Raw genomic sequence first — 17,951 nt, 5'->3', positions numbered from 1 at the left:
GCTGATCTCCGTCGCGAATGATTTACCCCTCATTTGCGGGAGACATACCGGCATGCAGCTCAACCAGGCCAGCTGGCCCGAAGTCGAAGCCTATCTGAAGAAGTCCAAGGGCATCATCATCCCGATCGGCTCTGTCGAGCAGCATGGCCCCAATGGCCTTCTCGGCACCGATGCGATCTGCCCTGAAGTGATCGCCAAGGCCGCCGGCGATGAGGCGGGTTTTCTGGTCGGGCCGACCTTCTCGGTTGGCTCTGCCCAGCACCATCTAGGCTTTACCGGCACCATCACGCTGCGCCCGACAACCATGATTGCCGCGCTCAATGACTGGATCGACAGCCTGCACCGGCACGGCTTCAAGCGCATCTTCTTCCTCAATGGCCATGGCGGGAATATCACCACCATTGATGCCGCGTTCGTGGAAAGCTATGCGGCCTGGTCGCTGGATGGCGAGGCCTGCCCCTACAAGCTCAAACAGACCTCCTGGTGGATGTTTGACGAGGTGGCACAGGTCTGCAAGGAGCTGTTCCCTGAAGGCGATGGCAGCCATGCGACGGCCTCTGAAGTGGCCGTCACCTATTACGCCTACCCGGAAGCGGTGAAAGATGTGGTGATGACACCCAAAACCGCGCCAGAGGGCCGGTTCACCGACGCGGCAGACTACCGCAAGAACTTCCCCGATGGCCGGATCGGCTCTGATCCCTCACAGGCGACGCCCGAGAAGGGCAAGCGCATCGTGGAAGTGGCGAAGAAGGCGCTGATCCGCGAGGTTGAGGCCTATTTTGCGAGCTGATCTGCGCTAGCGGGCGTTGGTGACAAGGTAACGGTGTGCGCCTATATCGGCGCCATGACTAATCCCGCGCCCGCCCCCGAAACGGATATCCAGCCTGCCAGCCCGGCGGGGCCGGGCCGTATGGATCCGGCCAAGTCCCAGCGCATCAATACGATGGCGACGGCGCTTTCGGTAAGCGTGGCGCTGATTCTGGTGGGCGCCAAGCTCGCGGGCTGGATAGGCTCCGGGTCGATCGCCCTGCTGGCGAGCTTCTTCGATTCGCTTCTGGACCTTGCGGCCTCTGTGACGGCGTTTCTGGCTGTGCGCTATGCGGCCCGTCCTGCCGATAACGAGCACCGCTTCGGCCATGGCAAAGCGGAGGCATTCTCCAGTCTTCTGCAGGCGGTGCTGGTGGCGGCGTCTGCCCTCTTCCTCTTCGTGGAAGGCACGCGCCGCCTCATTGATCCGCAGCCCGTCGAGGCGGGCGGCTGGGCGCTGGCGGTGATGGCGCTGTCGCTGGTGCTGACTCTGGGCCTTATCCGCATGCAGACGCTGGTGATCCGGCGCACCGGCTCCATCGCCGTAACAGGCGACCGTGCGCATTATTCTGCCGATGTATTGTCCAACCTGGCCGTGATGGGCGGGATTGCGCTGGCGGTCTTTGCCGGGCTGGAGCGGGCAGACCCGATTCTGGCGCTGTTTGTTGGTGTTCTGCTGGCAAAGTCGGCGTTTGAGCTGGGACGGGAGTCCGTCAACCAGCTGCTCGACCGGGAATTGCCGGACGCAACCCGCGCGCATATCGAGGCTCTCCTGACAGACGATCCGCGCGTGCTGGGCGTGCATGAGCTACGTACCCGCGCGGCCGGGCCGCTTATCCACATTCAGGTTCACATGGATCTGGAGCCGTTCCAGACGCTCAAAGAGGCTCATGACGTCGTGGTGGCGGCCGAGCTGCGGGTCCTCAAACACTATCCGGCCGCGGACCTGCTGATCCATTCCGATCCCAAAGGCTATGGCGAGGCGCACGGGCGGGGCTTTTTCGACGCCGACCCGGAGCCCCATGATGGCGGCGCGCGCTGAATACGCGCTTAAACCGCCGCGCGAAGCGCATTAGCGTTTTGGCCGATGTTTATTCTGCACCACTGGCCCCTTGATCCCTGGTCCCGGCAGGCGCGTATTGCGCTGGCCGAGAAGAAGTGCGCCGTGGAGCTGCGCTTCCAGCGGGTATGGGAACCGGAAGATGCGTTTTTCGACCTCAATCCCGCAGGGCTGACGCCCGTGCTTGAAGACCGTAGCGGCGAGACGCCGCTGGTCATCGTGCAGGCCGATGCCATTCTGGCCCATCTTGAAGAGACCCGGCCCGAACCGCCGCTTCTGCCATCAGAACCGGCGGGCCGCGCGGAGGTGCGCCGGCTGGTCACCTGGTTTGACCGCAAGTTTGACGCCGAGGTGAACGCCTATCTGCTGCATGAGAAGCTGGAAAAGCGCATGCAGAATCTGGGTTCTCCCGATGCTTCGGTCATCCGGGCGGGGCGCGATTTCCTGCGGGCGCATCTTGATTATATGAGCATGCTTCTGGAGCGCCGCGACGGGCTGGCGGGGCCGCGCTACTCCATGGCCGATCTGGTGGCGGCGGCGCATCTCTCCTGCGTCGATTATCTCGGCGATGTGCCCTGGGACAGCTTCCCGGCGGCAAAAGCCTGGTATGAGCGCATCAAGTGCCGCCCGGCCTTCCGCTCGCTCCTGGATGACCGCCTGCCCGGCCTGCCGCCTGCCCGGTGGTATGCCGATCTGGATTTCTAAGGCGTTGATCTTCACTGTTCGCTTATGCCCTCGTCCTTCGAGACGGCTTCTTACGAAGCCCCTCAGGATGAGGGCATAAAGCTCGATCCCTCATCCTGAGGGCGAGCGAAGCGAGCGTCTCGAAGGATGCGATCCCTGTGCCTTCATCGCCACACCTGTTAACCACAATGCCACAGTTTTCCGTCTGCGCGCTTGGCCCGGCTACCGGGCAGGTGTAACAGGATCGTCTCACCGGCGGCGTTAAGCCGTCCAAAGGAGGTCTCGTCCGACCCATGCGATCTGAAATCTGGAGCGCCCTCACGCGCACGCGGTAGCGCGGCATCTGGAGGGCACCGGGACCACCGGCCGAAAGGCTGCTGTCCTGCGTAACGCTTTCCCCTGCCGCACAGCCACGCTCCCATTTTCAGACCCTTGGTCCGCGCCCGTTACCGGGCCATGCGGGCCAAAGCATTCGAGACGATCATGACCGAACAATTTGATGACGACGCGCATGCACCGCGCGTGCTTTCCAATTCTGCCGTTCTGGCTTTCCTCTGGCGGCAATGGATGCGCCGCCCGTGGTTCTTCGCTGCGCTGGTGGGTTTCACGCTCATTGCCACGGTGATTGACGTATTCATCCCCGTCGCCGCGGGGAGACTCATTGATTCCATGACAACGGACGGTGATGGCGGCCACTGGGCGGCGTTCGCGCTGTTTCTGGGCCTCGCCATTGCGTTCAACGCCATGCGCCAGATCGCGGTGCGCTTCGAGATACGCTTTTCCAGCGCCAACATGGCCGACATGACGACGGAATCGTTTGCACGCGTACAGCGCTTCGCGCTCGACTGGCATGCCAGCACGTTCGCCGGCTCGGTCGTGCGCAAGATCACGCGCGGCATGTGGGCGTATGACACGATCACCGCGACGCTCTGGTTCGGGCTGATCCCCTCTGTCCTCGTGATGGCGGGGCTGGGTGTCTACATGCTGTTCACCTGGCCGCTGGTCGGGCTCTATGCGCTGAGCGTCACCGCCATTTTCATCGTGGCCTCGGTGCTGATGTCCGCGCTTTATGTGCGCCCGCAGAATATCCGTTCCAACCGTATCGATTCCGAGCTTGGCGGGGCGGTTGCCGACGCCGTATCGGGCATCGCCACGGTGAAGAGCTTTGGCGCAGAAGCGCGTGAGGACCAGCGCTTTCATACGCTGGCCTGGCGCTGGCGGGCGGAAGTGAAGAAGACCTGGCTGCGCTTTGTGAACACCTGGCTGGTGCAGATCATTGCCGTGCTCGCCCTGCAGGCGGGCCTGACGGGGCTGCTCATCAATCTGTGGCAGCGCGGTGAGGCAAGCCCCGGCGCGGTGGTGTTTGCGATCACCGCCTTCATGCTGATGGCGGGCTATATGCGCCGCTTTGGCGAGGAAGTGCAGAACGTCCAGCGTGGTCTCGATGAGATCCAGGACATCGCCGCCTACGCGCTGCAGGAAACGCAAATCGCCGATGCTGTGGATGCACCGGACTTTGTGCCGGGTCCCGGGGCAATCAGTTTTGACCGCGTGCGCTTCACCTATGCCGGGCAGAACCGCCCGCTCTACGAGGATTTCTCGCTGGAGGTTCCCGCTGGCGAGAAAGTGGCGCTGGTCGGTCCGACAGGCTCTGGCAAGTCGACCTTCGTGAAGCTGGTCCAGCGGCTCTACGATGTTGATGAGGGCGCTATCCTCATTGACGGGCAGGATGTGCGCGCCGTGAAGCAGGCAAGCCTGCGACGTTCCATAGCGCTCGTGCCGCAGGATCCGGCCCTGTTTCACCGCACGATTGCGGAGAATATCGCCTATGCGCGCGCCGATGCCTCCATGGAGGAGATTGTCGCGGCGGCAAAGCGTGCCCGCGCCCATGATTTCATCACGCGCCTGCCCGCCGGTTATGACACGCTGGTGGGAGAGCGCGGTGTGAAGCTGTCGGGCGGGGAGCGTCAGCGTGTGGCGATTGCCCGCGCGGTGCTCGCCGATGCGCCGATCCTCATCTTCGATGAAGCCACGTCCAGCCTCGATAACGAGACCGAGCGCGAGGTGCAGGAGGCGATGGCCGATGTGATGGCGGGCCGCACGGCTATCGTGATCGCGCACCGCCTGTCCACTATCCGGGACGCAGACCGGATTCTGGTCTTCAATGAAGGCCGGATCGTCGAGCAGGGCACGCATGGCGAGCTGCGCGCGCAAGGCGAGGGCGTCTATGCGCGCCTCGCGGCGCTGGCAGTGGCGGAATAGGGGCGGGTCATGCTGATCAGACCTGAGACAAAACAGGACCAGACGGCTGTTCACCGGCTCACCCATGCCGCCTTCCAGCGCGATGACGAGGCAAGGCTGGTCGATCTGTTGCGTGACAAGCATGGCGATGAGGTGATTTCGCTGGTCGCCGAGATACCGGGCAATGGGCTTGCCGGGCATATCATGCTCTCGCCCGCGCCCATCGTCGACGAGGCGGGCGGGGTGGTCAGGGACGGGCTGGCGCTGGCGCCTGTCAGTGTTGACCCGGCCGGCCAGCGCAGCGGTGTCGGGTCGGCGCTCTGCCGCTCGGCACTGTCATGTGCGCAGGCGCGCGGCGCGCCTTATGTCGTGCTGATCGGCCACCCGGCCTACTATCCGCGCTTCGGTTTCGTCCCGGCGGGGCCGCTGGGAATCACGTGCCCCTATGAGGGCGTTCCGGAGGAAGCCTTCATGATTTCGCGGCTGGACCGGGCGGCGATGAAAGGGGTGAAAGGCATGGTGCGCTTCGACAGCGTCTTTGAGGGGTTGTAAGCCCTCAAAGCCAGATCAGTTCCCTTATCACGGGGAAGCTGCTATAGCGCCGCGCTGTATGGGCGCCGGAGGATTTGCGCGCCTGATGTTTTTTGTGTCGCGCTGCCAGATTGTGTCTGAGCGCGCGCCTGCGAGGCCTTTTCATGACGCTGCCTGACACTATCCACCCCGCGCTGCGCGCAGCGCTGGCGCGCAAGGGCTATGAGACCCTTACCGACGTTCAGGGCGCGGTGCTGGCCGAGGACGCTTTCGGGCAGGATCTGCTGGTTTCCGCCCAGACCGGCTCTGGCAAGACGGTGGCCTTCGGCATCGCGATGGCCCCTGACCTTCTGGGCGAGGACGAAAAACTGCCCTTTTCGCAAAGCCCGCTGGCTCTTGTGATCGCGCCCACGCGCGAGCTGGCCCTGCAGGTCCAGCGCGAGCTCACCTGGCTTTATGCTGATGCGGGCGCGCGTATTGCTTCTGCGGTCGGGGGTATGGATCCTCGTGCCGAGCGCCGGGCCATGGAGCGCGGCGCACACATCATTGTCGGCACGCCGGGCCGTCTGAAGGATCACATCGAGCGGGGCGCGCTGGACCTGTCTGCCATTCGCGCCATCGTGCTCGATGAAGCCGACGAGATGCTCGATTTCGGCTTCCGCGAAGACCTTGAATTCATTCTGGGGTCTGCCCCTGAAGAGCGCCGCACGCTGCTGTTCTCGGCTACGGTGTCGAAAGAGATCGCGCGCATCGCCCAGACCTATCAGTCAGATGCGGTACGTATCTCCACGATCAGTCATGGCAGCCAGCACGCCGATATCAGCTATGTCGTGCATGCCGTGCCGCCGCGCGACCGGGAAAACGCTGTCATCAACGTGCTGCGCTATCATGGCGCGCCGCGCGCTCTGGTGTTCTGCGGCACGCGCGAAGGCGTGAACCGCATGGCGGCACGTCTTGCCAATCGCGGATTTGCTTCGGTGGCCCTCTCAGGCGAGCTGAGCCAGGCAGAGCGCACCAAGGCGCTGCAATCGCTGCGCGATGGCCGGGCGGCTGTGTGCGTGGCGACGGATGTGGCTGCGCGCGGGATTGATTTGCCGGGCCTGGATCTGGTTATCCATGCCGATCTTCCCAACAATTCAGAGACCCTGCTGCACCGTTCAGGGCGTACGGGCCGCGCGGGCGCGAAGGGTATCAGCGTGCTGGTCACCGGGTTCAATCAGCGCGGCCGGGCGACGAGGCTTTTACGCGATGCGCGCCTCGATGCGGAGTGGTCCGACGCGCCGGACGCGGAGGCCGTGCGGGCAAAAGACCGCGAGCGTCTTGGTGAACATCCCGCCTTTGCTGGCGAGATCGACGAAGACCGGCTCAGCGAAGCGCGCGAGATCATTGAGCGCTTTGGCGCTGAACGCGTCGCGCTGGGCTTTCTGGCCGAGCTGGAGCGCCGCCTGCCCGCGCCAGAAGAGCTGGGCGTGGATAGCGGCCCGGTCCGGCGCGAGGAGCGAGCTCCGCGCGACCGCAATGAGCCGTTTGAGCGGCGCGAGCGGCGTGAACGCACGCCGCGCGCCGGGTTTGAGGGCAGTGTCTGGTTCGAAGTGGATATGGGCCGGCGTCAACGCGCCGAGCCGCGCTGGCTGGTGCCGATGATCTGCCGTCTGGGCGATGTCACGGGCCGCGATATTGGCGCGATTGATATTGGCGAGGTGGCCACCCGCTTTGAAATCACCGGCGCGCAGGTCGAGCATTTCGAAAAATCACTTCTGGAGCCGCGCGAGCGTGACCAGAACGTGGTGGTCCGGCGCGCGGGCGATACGCCCTTGCAGCCTGCCAATCCGGATGCGCCGCCCGCCCGTCAGCGCCCGCCGCGCGATGACCGTCCGGGCCGCCGGGAGCGCTTTGCCCGCAAGACAGAGCGCGAGGAAGATGCCCTCTATGAGGACAAGCCGCCCGCGCCGAGTGTGAATATCAAGCCGCTGTCCGGCGGGAAGAAGCCGGATGGAGCGCACAAGGGGCCGCACAAGGGCGGCAAATCCTTCAAGGGCGACAAGCCTTTCCGGAAGGACAAGCCGGCGGGCGGCGAGAAACCGTTCCGCGCTGGCAAGCCCGGCAAGGATGGCAAACCGCAGGCCGGCAAAAAGCCCTATAAGGGCGATGGCCCGTCAGGCGGTGATCAGACCCTGAAGCGCATCAAGCGCAAGCCGCGCAAGGACAGCTAGAGCGCGCTGGCGATGGCGGCCTGAATTTTCAGCGCCTGCACGGTTTCGCGCACATCATGCACGCGGATCATCCCGGCTTTTGACCGGGCCGCGTGCAGCGCCGCCGCCAGTGACCCGCCAAGGCGCTGGTCTGCGGGCGCATCGCCGTCCAGCGCGGCGATGAAGCGCTTGCGAGACGCGCCAAAGAGGAGCGGGAAGCCATGGCCTGCAAGGCGTGGCAGGACTGCCATCAGCGCCAGATTATGGGTGAGTGTCTTGCCGAACCCTATGCCGGGATCAAGCCAGATATTTTCGCGTGAAACGCCCGCCTGCACTGCGGCTTCGACGCGCGCGAGCAGGAAAGCTTCCACCTCGGCCACGACATCGCCGTAAACGGGGTCGGCCTGCATGGTCTGCGGTGCGCCCTGCATGTGCATGAGGCATACCTTGCAGCCCAGCTCCGCGGCCGTTTCCAGCGCGTCATCGGCCTGCAGGGCGTTCACATCATTCCAGAGGCTCGCGCCTGCCTGCACGGCGGCGCGCGCCACGCCCGGCTTCATCGTGTCGATGGAGAGGGGAATGCCAGTACCCGCGAGCCCTTCGATCACAGGGATGATGCGGGTCAGCTCATCCGCTTCGCTGACCGGCTGCGCGCCGGGCCTGGTGCTTTCCCCGCCAATATCCAGCCAGTCTGCGCCCGCATCGATCAGGGCATGGCCATGCGCGATGGCGCGGGCGGCATCAAAATGCTGACCGCCATCGGAGAAGCTGTCGGGCGTCACATTGACAATGCCCATGACGAGCGGGCGGGGGCGCTGTGTCATTGCGAGGTGTCAGTCCTCATCGGGCAGGCGGCGGAAGCTGTAGGGGTAGGGCGCATCAGGGAACTGGTATACGAGCTCGCCTTCCAGCGTACTGGCCCATTCGCGATAGGTGAAGAAGTGGCGATGACCGCGCAGGCTGGCACGCAGCCGTATCTCATCCCCCGTTTCGGCCGTCACGACGCAATCATTGCTCTCGATGGTGAAGTAATAGCCCGCATGGGCTGGCGACTGGGTCTCCACCAGACACGCCTCCGGGTAGCCGATCAGGTCCTCTGCGGTAAGGGATGCAAATGCGCCATCTTCATCCGCGCGGCCGGCAAAAGCTTCGGAATCGCGGAATTTGAAAACGTCAAACCCGGTTGACCATTGTTCCTCGCCGTCGCGAAACACCCAGAGCCGCTGGCGGCTGACGGGGCCGTCCGCTGCGCCGGAACGCCATTCCACATAGATAACGTGCTCGCCAAGTCCGGGCGCCTCCACGCGCGCATGCGTGGCGTAGTACAGCTCGAACTCGTAGGCGGGGACATCCGGCTGGGCGTCGTTCTGCCACGCCTCGTACTGCTGGGCATTGGAAAAGCGTCCGGTGAGAAAGCTGGCCCTGTAGGCGGCGGTGCCATAGACCGGCTCAGCCTGCGCTTGCGGCGCGGTTTCCGGCTCGGCAAAGGCGAGGGTGGCCAGCAATAGCGCGATCATGGCAGGTCTCCGGCTTGTCCGGGCCATTCCAGCCTGACCCTGCGCCCGTTGCAAGGGTGCGCCCTGTCCGCCGGCCCTTGTTTGCCCTGACAAATGCTGACGGAATCGCGCCAGTCTATGGTATGAGCGGGCGGAATCAGAACGCCGTCAGGAGAGCCTGTTTGACCCAGACCGGACAGGACAGGGGCGAGGACAGCGCCGCACCGCGCTATGTGTGGCTGGCTGAAACGCTGAAAAAACGCATCGCGGCGGGCGATCCGCCGGTCGGCAAGCTGCTGCCGACCGAGCATGCGCTGTGCGAGGCGTATAATGTCTCGCGTCATACCGCGCGTGAGGCCTTGCGCCTGCTGGCCGAGGCCGGGCTGATCGTGCGCCGCCGCGGGGCGGGCACGCTGGTCATCGCTACGGAGAGCAAGGCCGCCTTTTCCCAGCGCCTCGGCAATGTGGACGATCTGATGCAGTATGCGCGCGATGCGCGCCTGACCCCTGATGCCACGGCAATGGTTTCGCTGGAGTCCCATCTGGCGCGCACGTTCGGCATAGCGCCGGGCGGGGAGTATATGCGCGTATCCGGCTTGAGGGCCGTGCCGGGCGAGCCGCCCCTGGCGCTGACCGACATCTATATCCGCGCCGACCTTGCCCCGCCGGTGGAAAAGCTCGTGGAGATGAACGGGCTTATCATCGAGTGGATCGCCAGCGTGCGCGGTGTTTCCACGGCGCGCGTCGATCAGGCCATCCTGGCAGGTGCCATGACCGAGCGTGAGGCCGGGAAGCTCGACTGCGAGGCGGGGACAGCGGCTCTGCGTACAAGACGGCGCTATTATGACAAGAGCGGGCGGGTGATTGCGTTGTCCGATACGGTCCATCCGGGCAACCGCTTCGTCTACGAGATGAGCCTGTTGCGCGAGACCGAAGGCTAGGCCAGCCCCGCAATATCCAGCCCGCCTTCCATCTCCACCGGGCCGGACAGGTGTACATGGCCGTCCGCGTCCCAGCGGACGGGCAGCTCGCCGCCATCGGCGATGATCACCGCTTCGCGCCCTGTCAGGCCGCGCCGGTGCGCAGCGACCAGCGCCGCGCAGGCGCCCGTGCCGCAAGCCAGCGTCAGCCCTGCGCCGCGTTCCCAGACCCTCAGCCGGATCGTCTGGCGGTCAATCACTTGCGCAAAACCCGCATTCACGCGCTCGGGGAAAAGCGGGTCGTGCTCAATGGCCGGGCCGATTTCGGCCAGCGGCAACGCGGCCAGATCATCGACGAAAAAGACCGCGTGCGGATTGCCCATGGATACGGCGCCCGGCCCCTCAAGGCGTCCGCCGCCGGGCAGGGGGACGGTATAGTCGAGCCTGACCGTATCCATTTCCCGCGCCAGCGGAATATCGCGCCAGCTGAGGCCGGGCTGGCCGAGATCAACTTCCACCGCGCCATTGTCCAGCTGCCGCGCGCTGAGCACGCCGCCTCTGGCTGCGAATGTCAGCCGGGAGCGGCCGTCGTCCCGGAACAACAGCCAGGCAGCTGCCCGCGTGCCGTTACCGCAGGCACCGACCTCGCCGCCATCCGCGTTCCAGACCCGCAAGGTGGCATCTGCCACGCCATGGTCTTCCAGTCCCATGATCTGGTCGAACGGGTGGCGGGCATGCAGCGCGGCGAGCTGTGCGGGCGATAGCTCCAGAGGCCGCCCGCGCCCGCGCGCGTCGATCACGATAAAGGCGTTTCCCGCCCCGTTCATGGCCCAGGCTCTCATGGCACAAGCCGATACGCGTCATCGCCGCGGTGCGCAAGCACCGCGCTTATGTCAGGTTTGTAATGTAGCGGGCTTTGACCTTGGCACCCGGTCAGAGTTCAATGCGGACAGCTTTTCCTATGGGGGATCATAAATCCATGAAGATGTACAAAGCTGCCCTGATGGCTGCTGGCTCGGGCCTTTTGCTGGCCGCCTGTGAACCTGCCAATTCCGGAGACGTCATTGTGAACCAGTCTGCGTCCGCCTCTGATGCCCGCGACGGTCAGCGTGCCAGCCCGGATGCTGAATCGCGCGCGCTGAATGCGGCGATCCAGTCCGGCTCCGAAGAATTGCTGTGGCTGGAAGAGGTGGAAGGCGAGGAAGCCCTTGCCTTTGCCGCGGCGCAGAACGAGCGCTCGCTGGGCCATTTGCAGGCCGATCCACGCTATCAGCAGCTTTATGACCGCGCACTGGAAGTACTCGAGAGCACGGACCGCATTCCGTTTGTCGGGGTGCGCGGCGGCGAGTTGTGGAATTTCTGGCAGGACGCCAACAACACGCACGGCCTGTGGCGCCGCACCACGCTGGAAAGCTATGAGACCGACGCGCCTGAGTGGGATGTCGTGCTTGATCTTGATGCGCTGGCGGACGCCGAAGGGCGCAACTGGGTCTGGCGTGGATCGTCCTGCCTGTCGCCCGATTATAATCGCTGCATACTGACGCTCTCCGATGGCGGCTCTGACGCGGCGGTCCGGCGCGAATGGGACATGGAGACGCGCAGCTTCGTTGAAGGCGGTTTCGAGATCGACGCCACCAAGGGCTCAACTGCGTGGATCGATGAAGACACGCTGCTGATCGCGACCGCGCTTGATCCGGCGGAAACCACCACGTCCGGCTATCCTTTCGTCGTCAAGCGCTGGACGCGCGGCACGCCGATTGAAGAGGCAGAAGTCGTGTTCACGGGCGCGGCCAGCGATGTCGGCGTGTGGCCGGCCCGCTACCAGCAGGCCGACGGCACCTTCTATCTTCTGGCCACGCAGGCAGAGACCTTCTTTGAGAGCGTCTACTGGCTGCTGCCCGACAATGCGCAAGGTGAACCGATCCGGCTCACCCTGCCCCGCCGGGTCAGCCCGCAGGCGCTATTCGGCGACCAGCTTGTCTTCTCCATCGAGGAAGACTGGACGCCCGTGGAAGGCGGCGAGACCTATCCCCAGGGCGCCGTGCTCTCGCTTTCCATGTCTGAGCTGGCCGCAACCGGCGAGCTTCCCGCCATCGAGACCGTGTTTGTGCCGGGCGAGCGCCAGTCGGTTGGCGGGTTTGCCGCGACGGCCAATCATTTGCTGGCCGTGATCGACGAGAATGTTGTCGGGGGATTGTGGGTCTTTACCCGTGATGAAAATGGCTGGCAGCGCCGCCAGATCGAGACACCGGAGAACACCTCGGTCTCCATCACCACGGCCGATGATCAGTCTGACCTCGCCTTCGTCTCGGCGCAGGGCTATCTGACGCCCAACACGCTCTACCGCGTCAGCGCGGATGCGACCTCGCTCTCGCCGGCCAAGTCCATGCCGAGCTGGTTTGACACGACCGGGCTGGTGGTCGAGCAACGCGAGGCGACGAGCGCGGACGGGACGCAAATCCCCTATTTCATCATCCACAATCCGGCACGCTCGGGCGCCGAGCCGGGGCCAACCCTGCTTTATGCCTATGGCGGTTTCCAGGTCAGCCTGAACCCGTCCTATTCGGGCACGATGGGCCGGCTCTGGCTGGAAAATGGCGGCACCTATGTGCTGGCCAATATCCGGGGCGGCGGCGAGTTCGGCCCTGCCTGGCACCAGGCGGGCCTGACCACTAACCGCCAGCGCATCTATGATGATCTGATCGCGGTGGCCGAAGCCCTTGTCGAGGATGGCGTCACCACCACTGGCCAGCTCGGCGTGATGGGCGGCTCCAATGGCGGGCTTCTGACCGGCGTGATGTATACCCAGCGCCCGGATCTGTTTGGCGCCGTCATCAGCCAGGTGCCGCTGCTGGACATGATGCGCTTCCATACCATGCTCGCAGGTGCCAGCTGGCAGGCCGAATACGGCTTCCCGGACGAGAACCCGGAGGAGCGCGACTTCCTGCGCTCGATCTCGCCGCTTCACAATGTGAACCCGGACCGGGACTACCCGCCACTCTTCCTTCTGACCTCGACCAAGGACGACCGGGTGCATCCCGCTCACGCGAGGAAGCTCGCCTATCTCACCGACGCGCTCGGCCTCGACATGCTCTATTACGAGAACATGGAAGGCGGCCACTCGGCGGCGGCAAATCTGCGCGAGACAGCCAATAGGCTCGCGCTGGAATACACCTTCCTCATGCAGAACCTGATGGATGGTGAAGAGTAGTCCAGACCTAATCGGGTCATAAGAACCGTGCCCCGCCGCTGATCAGCGGCGGGGCATTTCATTTACCGAAACACACAATTGTTACCCCGGCATGTGCATCGCGCGGAACAGGACTGCCTCGTGGGCCGTATGGTCTGCGGGAAGCCAGTCTTGATTGCGCGGGAACTGGCAGGAAGGGTAGCAGCGATTGACCAGAACCAACACAGATATGCGTGCCCGGATGGCGGCATACCGGACACGGCTTATGGCTGCGGGGCGGCGGGGCAGCTTCCTCGCCGTCATCGTGGCGATATTCGTGCTCATGGTGCTTGCCGTCATCGTGCGTGAACTCTTCATGCTGGTGACATCGGGAAGCCCGCCTCCGCAGGCCAGCCCAGTGGTGGTGGCCGAAGTTACCCCCATGGTGTTTGCCGACACGATCACGGCGGTGGGTACGGCGCGCGCCAATGAGTCAGTCGCGGTTACATCCAAGATTTCCGACACGATCAGCCGCGTCATGTTTGAGTCCGGAGATCAGGTAGAGGCAGGGCAGGTGCTTGCCGAGCTGGTTGATGCCGAGGAGGCGGCCGGTCTCAACGCGGCTCGCGCCACGCTGGAAGAAGCCCGCCGTGAACGCGTGCGCGTCGCTGCGCTGGCAGAGCGCGGTGTGGCGCCGGCACAGCGCCGGGACGAGGCGGAATCGGCCTATCAGCGCGCCGCTGCACAGGTCAGCGCGATTGAGGCACGCATGGCGGACCGGATCATCCGGGCGCCGTTTGCAGGCGAGGTCGGGCTTCGCAACATATCGGCAGGCGAGCTGATCTCCACTGGCACGGTGATCGCGACGCTGAACGATGTAACTATCATCAAGCTGGACTTTGCCGTGCCTGAGAGATTTGTTTCCAGCGTCCGGGCAGGACAGCTGGTCAATGCGCGTGTGTCGGCTTGGCCTGAAGACGTGTTTACGGGGCTCGTCACCAATATCGACAATCAGATCGACCCGGTCAGCCGCACGGTTACGGTCCGCGCGGAGATTCCCAATGATGACGGCCGTCTGGTTCCCGGCATGCTGATGCGCGTGGAGGTTCGACGGGACGAGCGTATGCAGGCAGGCATCCCCGAAGCTGCGCTGATGCGCCTGGCTGACCAGTCCTATGTATTCGTGGCCGGCGAAGGCGAGGAAGGGCACACGATCGCACAGCGGCGTGATGTGGTGACGGGTCTACGCAGCTTTGGTTATATCGAGATACTTTCCGGGCTGGAGGATGGCGAGCGCATCATCGTCGATGGCACGCACCGCACGCGCGATGGCGGGGCGGTACGAGTTGCCAGCGAACGCCCTGCCCCGCCCGAGCGGCTTCGCACCCTGACGCCACAGCCGGAGCTGCCCGTGCGCCAGCGCGCCGTGGCCTTGCCTGAGGCCGGGCCGGACGAAGTAGCTGCGGCGCCAGCCGACGCTGCGCAGGAAAGTTTTGTTCTGCCCTCGAGCCGCCTTAGCACTGCTGTGCATGAGCAAGGCGGCGCTAGCGAAGCCGAGGGTGATGCTGGCGAAGTTGCCGATGATCCGGAGGCTGATACAGGCGCCGGGCGAGAGGCAGAATCTGCGCCGGTGCCGGATTCCACGGGCGATACAGCACCCCTTGATGCAGCCGCGGACGGGGAGGCGGGCCGGTGACGCTTTCCAGCCTGGCCGTCAAGCGGCCTGTCATGGCCGCCGTATTCTCGGCGCTGATCGTCCTGTTCGGCATTCTGGGTTTCCAGTCGCTACCCTTGCGCGAACTGCCCGATGTGGACCGTCCGGTCGTGTCGGTCATCGTCACCTATCGCGGAGCGAATGCCGAAGTGGTGGAGAACCGGGTCACGCAAGTGATCGAGGATGCGCTTTCAGGCATTGCCGGCGTTGACGAGATCATTTCCGCCAGCCGTGACGGACGCTCGAATATCGACATCACCTTCTCGATGGGGCGGGATATCGATGCTGCCGCCAACGATGTGCGCGGCGCCGTGGAGCGGGCACGCGAAAGCCTTCCCGATGAGGTCAATCCGCCGCTGGTCCGCAAGCAGGAAGCCGATGCGCGTCCGATCATCTGGTTTGCATTATCGTCTGACCGGCTGACCATAGAAGAACTGACCGACTTCAATGAACGCTACATCCGCGACCGCTTTGCCGTGATTGACGGGGTCAGCCAGGTGCTGACCGGCGGGAATCTGCGCTATGCGATCCGCATCTGGCTGGATCCGGCGGCGCTTGCGGCGCGCGAGCTGACCGTGAGTGACATCGAGTCAGCCTTGCGCTCGCGCAATGTCGAGTTGCCCGGCGGGTTTGTGGAGACGCCTGAAAGCGATCTGACGGTCCGTATCCAGCGTTCGTATGCCTCGCCGCAGGATTTTGAGCGCATGCCGGTCGCCAATGTGGGCGGAACCGTTATCCGGCTCGGGGAGCTGGCAGATGTTGAACTGTCCGCTCTGGAGCCGCGTAACGTATTTCGCGGTAATGGCGTTTCGCAGGTTGGTATCGGGCTGGTGCGCCAAAGTCAGGCCAATGATCTGGCTCTGTCGCGTGCTGCCAATGAGGAAGCCGAGCGCATTCGCGCGGTATTGCCCGACGGCATGGAACTTACCCTGTCCAGTGACAACACCATATTTGTTGCAGAATCCATCCGCGAGGTCTGGACCACCCTGCTGATCGCCGCCTTTCTGGTCGTTGCTGTAATCTGGCTCTTTCTCGGCTCATTCCGGGCGGCGGCGATACCGGCGATCGTCGTGCCGGTCTGCCTGACAGGTACATTCGCCGTGCTGGCGGCGTTTGGATACTCCATCAATATCGTGACGCTGCTGGCTCTGGTCTTGTGTATCGGGCTGGTGGTGGACGATTCCATTGTGGTGCTGGAAAACATCCAGCGCCGGGCCGATCTTGGCGAGCCGCCCATGCTGGCGGCCCTGCGCGGTGGCAATCAGGTTTTCTTTGCCGTGGTGGCGACCACTGCCGTGCTGGTCTCGGTGTTTGTTCCGCTCATATTCCTGCCGGGGGTGACGGGGCGCATCTTTATCGAGCTTGCCGTTACCATGTGCGGGGCCGTGATACTGTCCTCGCTGGTTGCGCTGACGCTGTCGCCGATGATGGCATCCAAGCTGATCCGTCCGGGCGGAGAGGCGACCGGGCTCAACCGCCGGGTCAATGATGTGCTGGATGGCGCGAAGCTGCATTACAGGCGGTCACTGGACGTGGTCCTGCGCCGCCCTTTGCTGGTGCTTCCGCTGGTCCTGGCAGCGGTGCTGGGGGCTTTGTTCTTTTTCGCGCGGCTGCCGGGCGAGCTTACCCCTGCAGAGGACCGCGGCAGCTTCTTTGCCTCCTTTACCGCGCAGGAGGGCGCCGGGTTCGATTACACGCGCGCCCAGGCAGATCAGGTCGAGGCCATATTGATGGAGTATGTCGAGGCCGGAGAGATCGAGCGCGCCATTATCCGCATACCGGGGTTTGGCGGTTCCGGCTTCGGCTCGGGCGTCGTTTTCGGTACTTTGACCCACTGGAATGAGCGCCGCCGCAACGGCCCGGCCGTGGTGGCGGAGATCAATGCGCGCCTTGCTGAGATTCCCGGCTTGCGGGCATTTGCCACCATGCGCTCCACCCTCGCAGGGGAAGGGGCGGGATCAGATCTCGAGTTTATCCTGAGCGGCGATGATTACGCCGAGCTCGGTGCGTTTGCCGATGATCTCGTCGCTGAGGCGATGGCGAGTAATCGGGGCTTTCTTCAGCTGGCATCCGATTACCGGCCGACCTCGCCGCGCCTTGTGGTCGACGTGGATATTGACCGTGCGGCGGAGCTGGGCGTGACCGACGAGCAGGTGGCCCGTACGCTGGAGACCCATCTGGGTTCGCGCCGGGTGGGCCAGTTCATCGACCGCGGCGAAGCCTATGATGTGGTCTTGCAGAACCGGCGTGACGCCCGCGCCTCGGCCATTGATCTGGAAGGCCTCTATGTGCGCGGGACAGGTGGCTCGATCGTGCCCCTGTCGAATCTTGTCACGCTGACGGAGACTGGCGAGTCTTCAGAGCGCCGCCGGGTAAACCGCTTCCGGTCAGTCACTGTTTCGGCGACGCTGGCCGATGGATACCCGCTGGGTGCCGCCGTGGACTGGCTGGACAATTATGCGGCAGAGAATCTGCCGGAGACAGTCCAGACCTCCTATCTGGGCGGCGCGCAGGAGTTTCTGGAAGCCAATCAGGCTGCCCTGTTCGCTTTTGCCATGGCCCTGCTGATCGTGTTTCTGGTGCTGGCGGCACAGTTTGAAAGCCTGATCCAGCCGCTCATCATCATGCTCACCGTGCCGCTGGCGATCGCTGGCGGTCTGTTCGGGCTCTACATCGCAGGCTCTTCGCTCAATATCTATTCGCAGATCGGGTTGATCATCCTTGTCGGGCTGGCGGCGAAGAACGGCATTCTGATCGTCGAATTTGCCAACCAGCTGCGCGATGAGGGCATGGAGCTGGCCGAAGCTACGCTCACCGCCGCCGAAACCCGTTTCCGCCCCATATTGATGACGGGCATCTCCACCGCCGCGGGCGCCATCCCGCTCATCGTGTCATCCGGGCCGGGTTCGGAAAGCCGCGGCACGATCGGCGTGGTGATCTTTACCGGTGTGCTGGTGGCGACGATTTTCACCCTGATCGTGATCCCGGCGAGCTACGCCGTACTCGGCCGCTACACGAAGACGCCCGAATGGACCTCGCGCCAGCTTGAAAAATTCTCGCGTCAGTTTGATGCGTCCGCAGCCACGGCCGGCTCGGGCAAGGATACCCGCCCGCCCGGCGCGCCTGCGGAGTAGACC

13 protein-coding genes are annotated in these 17,951 nt (G+C 64.2%); 10 read left to right on the top strand and 3 right to left on the bottom strand.

Features of this window, described 5'->3' with window-relative positions; genetic code table 11:
• Positions 1 to 52: 52 nt before the first annotated feature.
• From ACTIGC_RS00380 to ACTIGC_RS00355, 6 genes are all read left to right on the top strand, one after another.
• Entirely contained in the window at positions 53 to 790 is a 738-nt protein-coding gene (locus tag ACTIGC_RS00380; protein WP_439632524.1) for a creatininase family protein, read from the top strand.
• 54 nt (positions 791 to 844) lie between these two features.
• Positions 845 to 1,849, top strand: a complete 1,005-nt coding sequence (locus ACTIGC_RS00375; protein ID WP_439632523.1) for a cation diffusion facilitator family transporter — start codon at positions 845 to 847, stop codon at positions 1,847 to 1,849.
• A 45-nt stretch (positions 1,850 to 1,894) separates the two neighbouring features.
• Positions 1,895 to 2,572 carry an FtsZ-binding protein FzlA gene (fzlA, locus tag ACTIGC_RS00370; protein WP_439632522.1) on the top strand — a complete coding sequence of 226 codons (678 nt, stop codon included), beginning with the start codon at positions 1,895 to 1,897 and terminating at the stop codon, positions 2,570 to 2,572.
• Positions 2,573 to 3,007: 435 nt separating this feature from the next.
• Positions 3,008 to 4,813 (top strand): ABC transporter ATP-binding protein, encoded by a 1,806-nt coding sequence (locus ACTIGC_RS00365; RefSeq protein ID WP_439632521.1) that lies wholly within the window; start codon positions 3,008 to 3,010, stop codon positions 4,811 to 4,813.
• Positions 4,814 to 4,822: 9 nt separating this feature from the next.
• Complete coding sequence (locus ACTIGC_RS00360; RefSeq protein WP_439632520.1) at positions 4,823 to 5,344, top strand: GNAT family N-acetyltransferase; 522 nt, start codon at positions 4,823 to 4,825, stop codon at positions 5,342 to 5,344.
• A 143-nt stretch (positions 5,345 to 5,487) separates the two neighbouring features.
• The gene (locus tag ACTIGC_RS00355) at positions 5,488 to 7,536 is read left to right on the top strand and encodes a DEAD/DEAH box helicase (protein ID WP_439632519.1); all 2,049 of its coding nucleotides are present in this window, start codon (positions 5,488 to 5,490) and stop codon (positions 7,534 to 7,536) included.
• Here the strand turns inward: ACTIGC_RS00355 and folP are convergent.
• Both folP and ACTIGC_RS00345 read right to left on the bottom strand, forming a co-directional pair.
• Positions 7,533 to 8,339, bottom strand: coding sequence for a dihydropteroate synthase (gene folP, locus ACTIGC_RS00350; RefSeq protein ID WP_439632518.1), 807 nt, complete (start codon positions 8,337 to 8,339; stop codon positions 7,533 to 7,535). The two genes, ACTIGC_RS00355 and folP, sit on opposite strands and share 4 nt — an antisense overlap.
• Positions 8,340 to 8,348: 9 nt before the next feature.
• Positions 8,349 to 9,032 carry a CpcT/CpeT family chromophore lyase gene (locus tag ACTIGC_RS00345; RefSeq protein WP_439632517.1) on the bottom strand — a complete coding sequence of 228 codons (684 nt, stop codon included), beginning with the start codon at positions 9,030 to 9,032 and terminating at the stop codon, positions 8,349 to 8,351.
• 161 nt (positions 9,033 to 9,193) lie between these two features.
• Between ACTIGC_RS00345 and ACTIGC_RS00340 the strand changes: the two genes are divergently transcribed.
• Positions 9,194 to 9,952, top strand: coding sequence for a GntR family transcriptional regulator (locus tag ACTIGC_RS00340; protein WP_439632516.1), 759 nt, complete (start codon positions 9,194 to 9,196; stop codon positions 9,950 to 9,952).
• On the opposite strand, the gene dapF is transcribed toward ACTIGC_RS00340, so the two are convergent.
• A complete protein-coding gene (gene dapF, locus ACTIGC_RS00335) occupies positions 9,949 to 10,773 on the bottom strand; it encodes a diaminopimelate epimerase (RefSeq protein ID WP_439632515.1) in 825 nt (274 codons plus the stop codon). The two genes, ACTIGC_RS00340 and dapF, sit on opposite strands and share 4 nt — an antisense overlap.
• 137 nt (positions 10,774 to 10,910) lie before the next feature.
• On the opposite strand from dapF, the gene ACTIGC_RS00330 reads away from it, so the two are divergent.
• The 3 genes from ACTIGC_RS00330 to ACTIGC_RS00320 all read left to right on the top strand — a co-directional run bounded on the left by ACTIGC_RS00330 (position 10,911) and on the right by ACTIGC_RS00320 (position 17,948).
• Complete coding sequence (locus ACTIGC_RS00330) at positions 10,911 to 13,142, top strand: prolyl oligopeptidase family serine peptidase (protein WP_439632514.1); 2,232 nt, start codon at positions 10,911 to 10,913, stop codon at positions 13,140 to 13,142.
• A gap of 187 nt (positions 13,143 to 13,329) precedes the next feature.
• Positions 13,330 to 14,796, top strand: coding sequence for an efflux RND transporter periplasmic adaptor subunit (locus tag ACTIGC_RS00325; protein WP_439632513.1), 1,467 nt, complete (start codon positions 13,330 to 13,332; stop codon positions 14,794 to 14,796).
• Positions 14,793 to 17,948 (top strand): efflux RND transporter permease subunit, encoded by a 3,156-nt coding sequence (locus ACTIGC_RS00320; protein WP_439632512.1) that lies wholly within the window; start codon positions 14,793 to 14,795, stop codon positions 17,946 to 17,948. The genes ACTIGC_RS00325 and ACTIGC_RS00320 overlap by 4 nt, the downstream gene beginning before the upstream one ends.
• The last annotated feature ends 3 nt before the right edge of the window (positions 17,949 to 17,951 follow it).

Source organism: Glycocaulis sp., assembly GCF_051859565.1.
Classification (GTDB): domain Bacteria; phylum Pseudomonadota; class Alphaproteobacteria; order Caulobacterales; family Maricaulaceae; genus Glycocaulis.
Note: the sequence above shows the minus strand (reverse complement) of the source record. Positions and strands in the feature narration are given on the sequence as shown.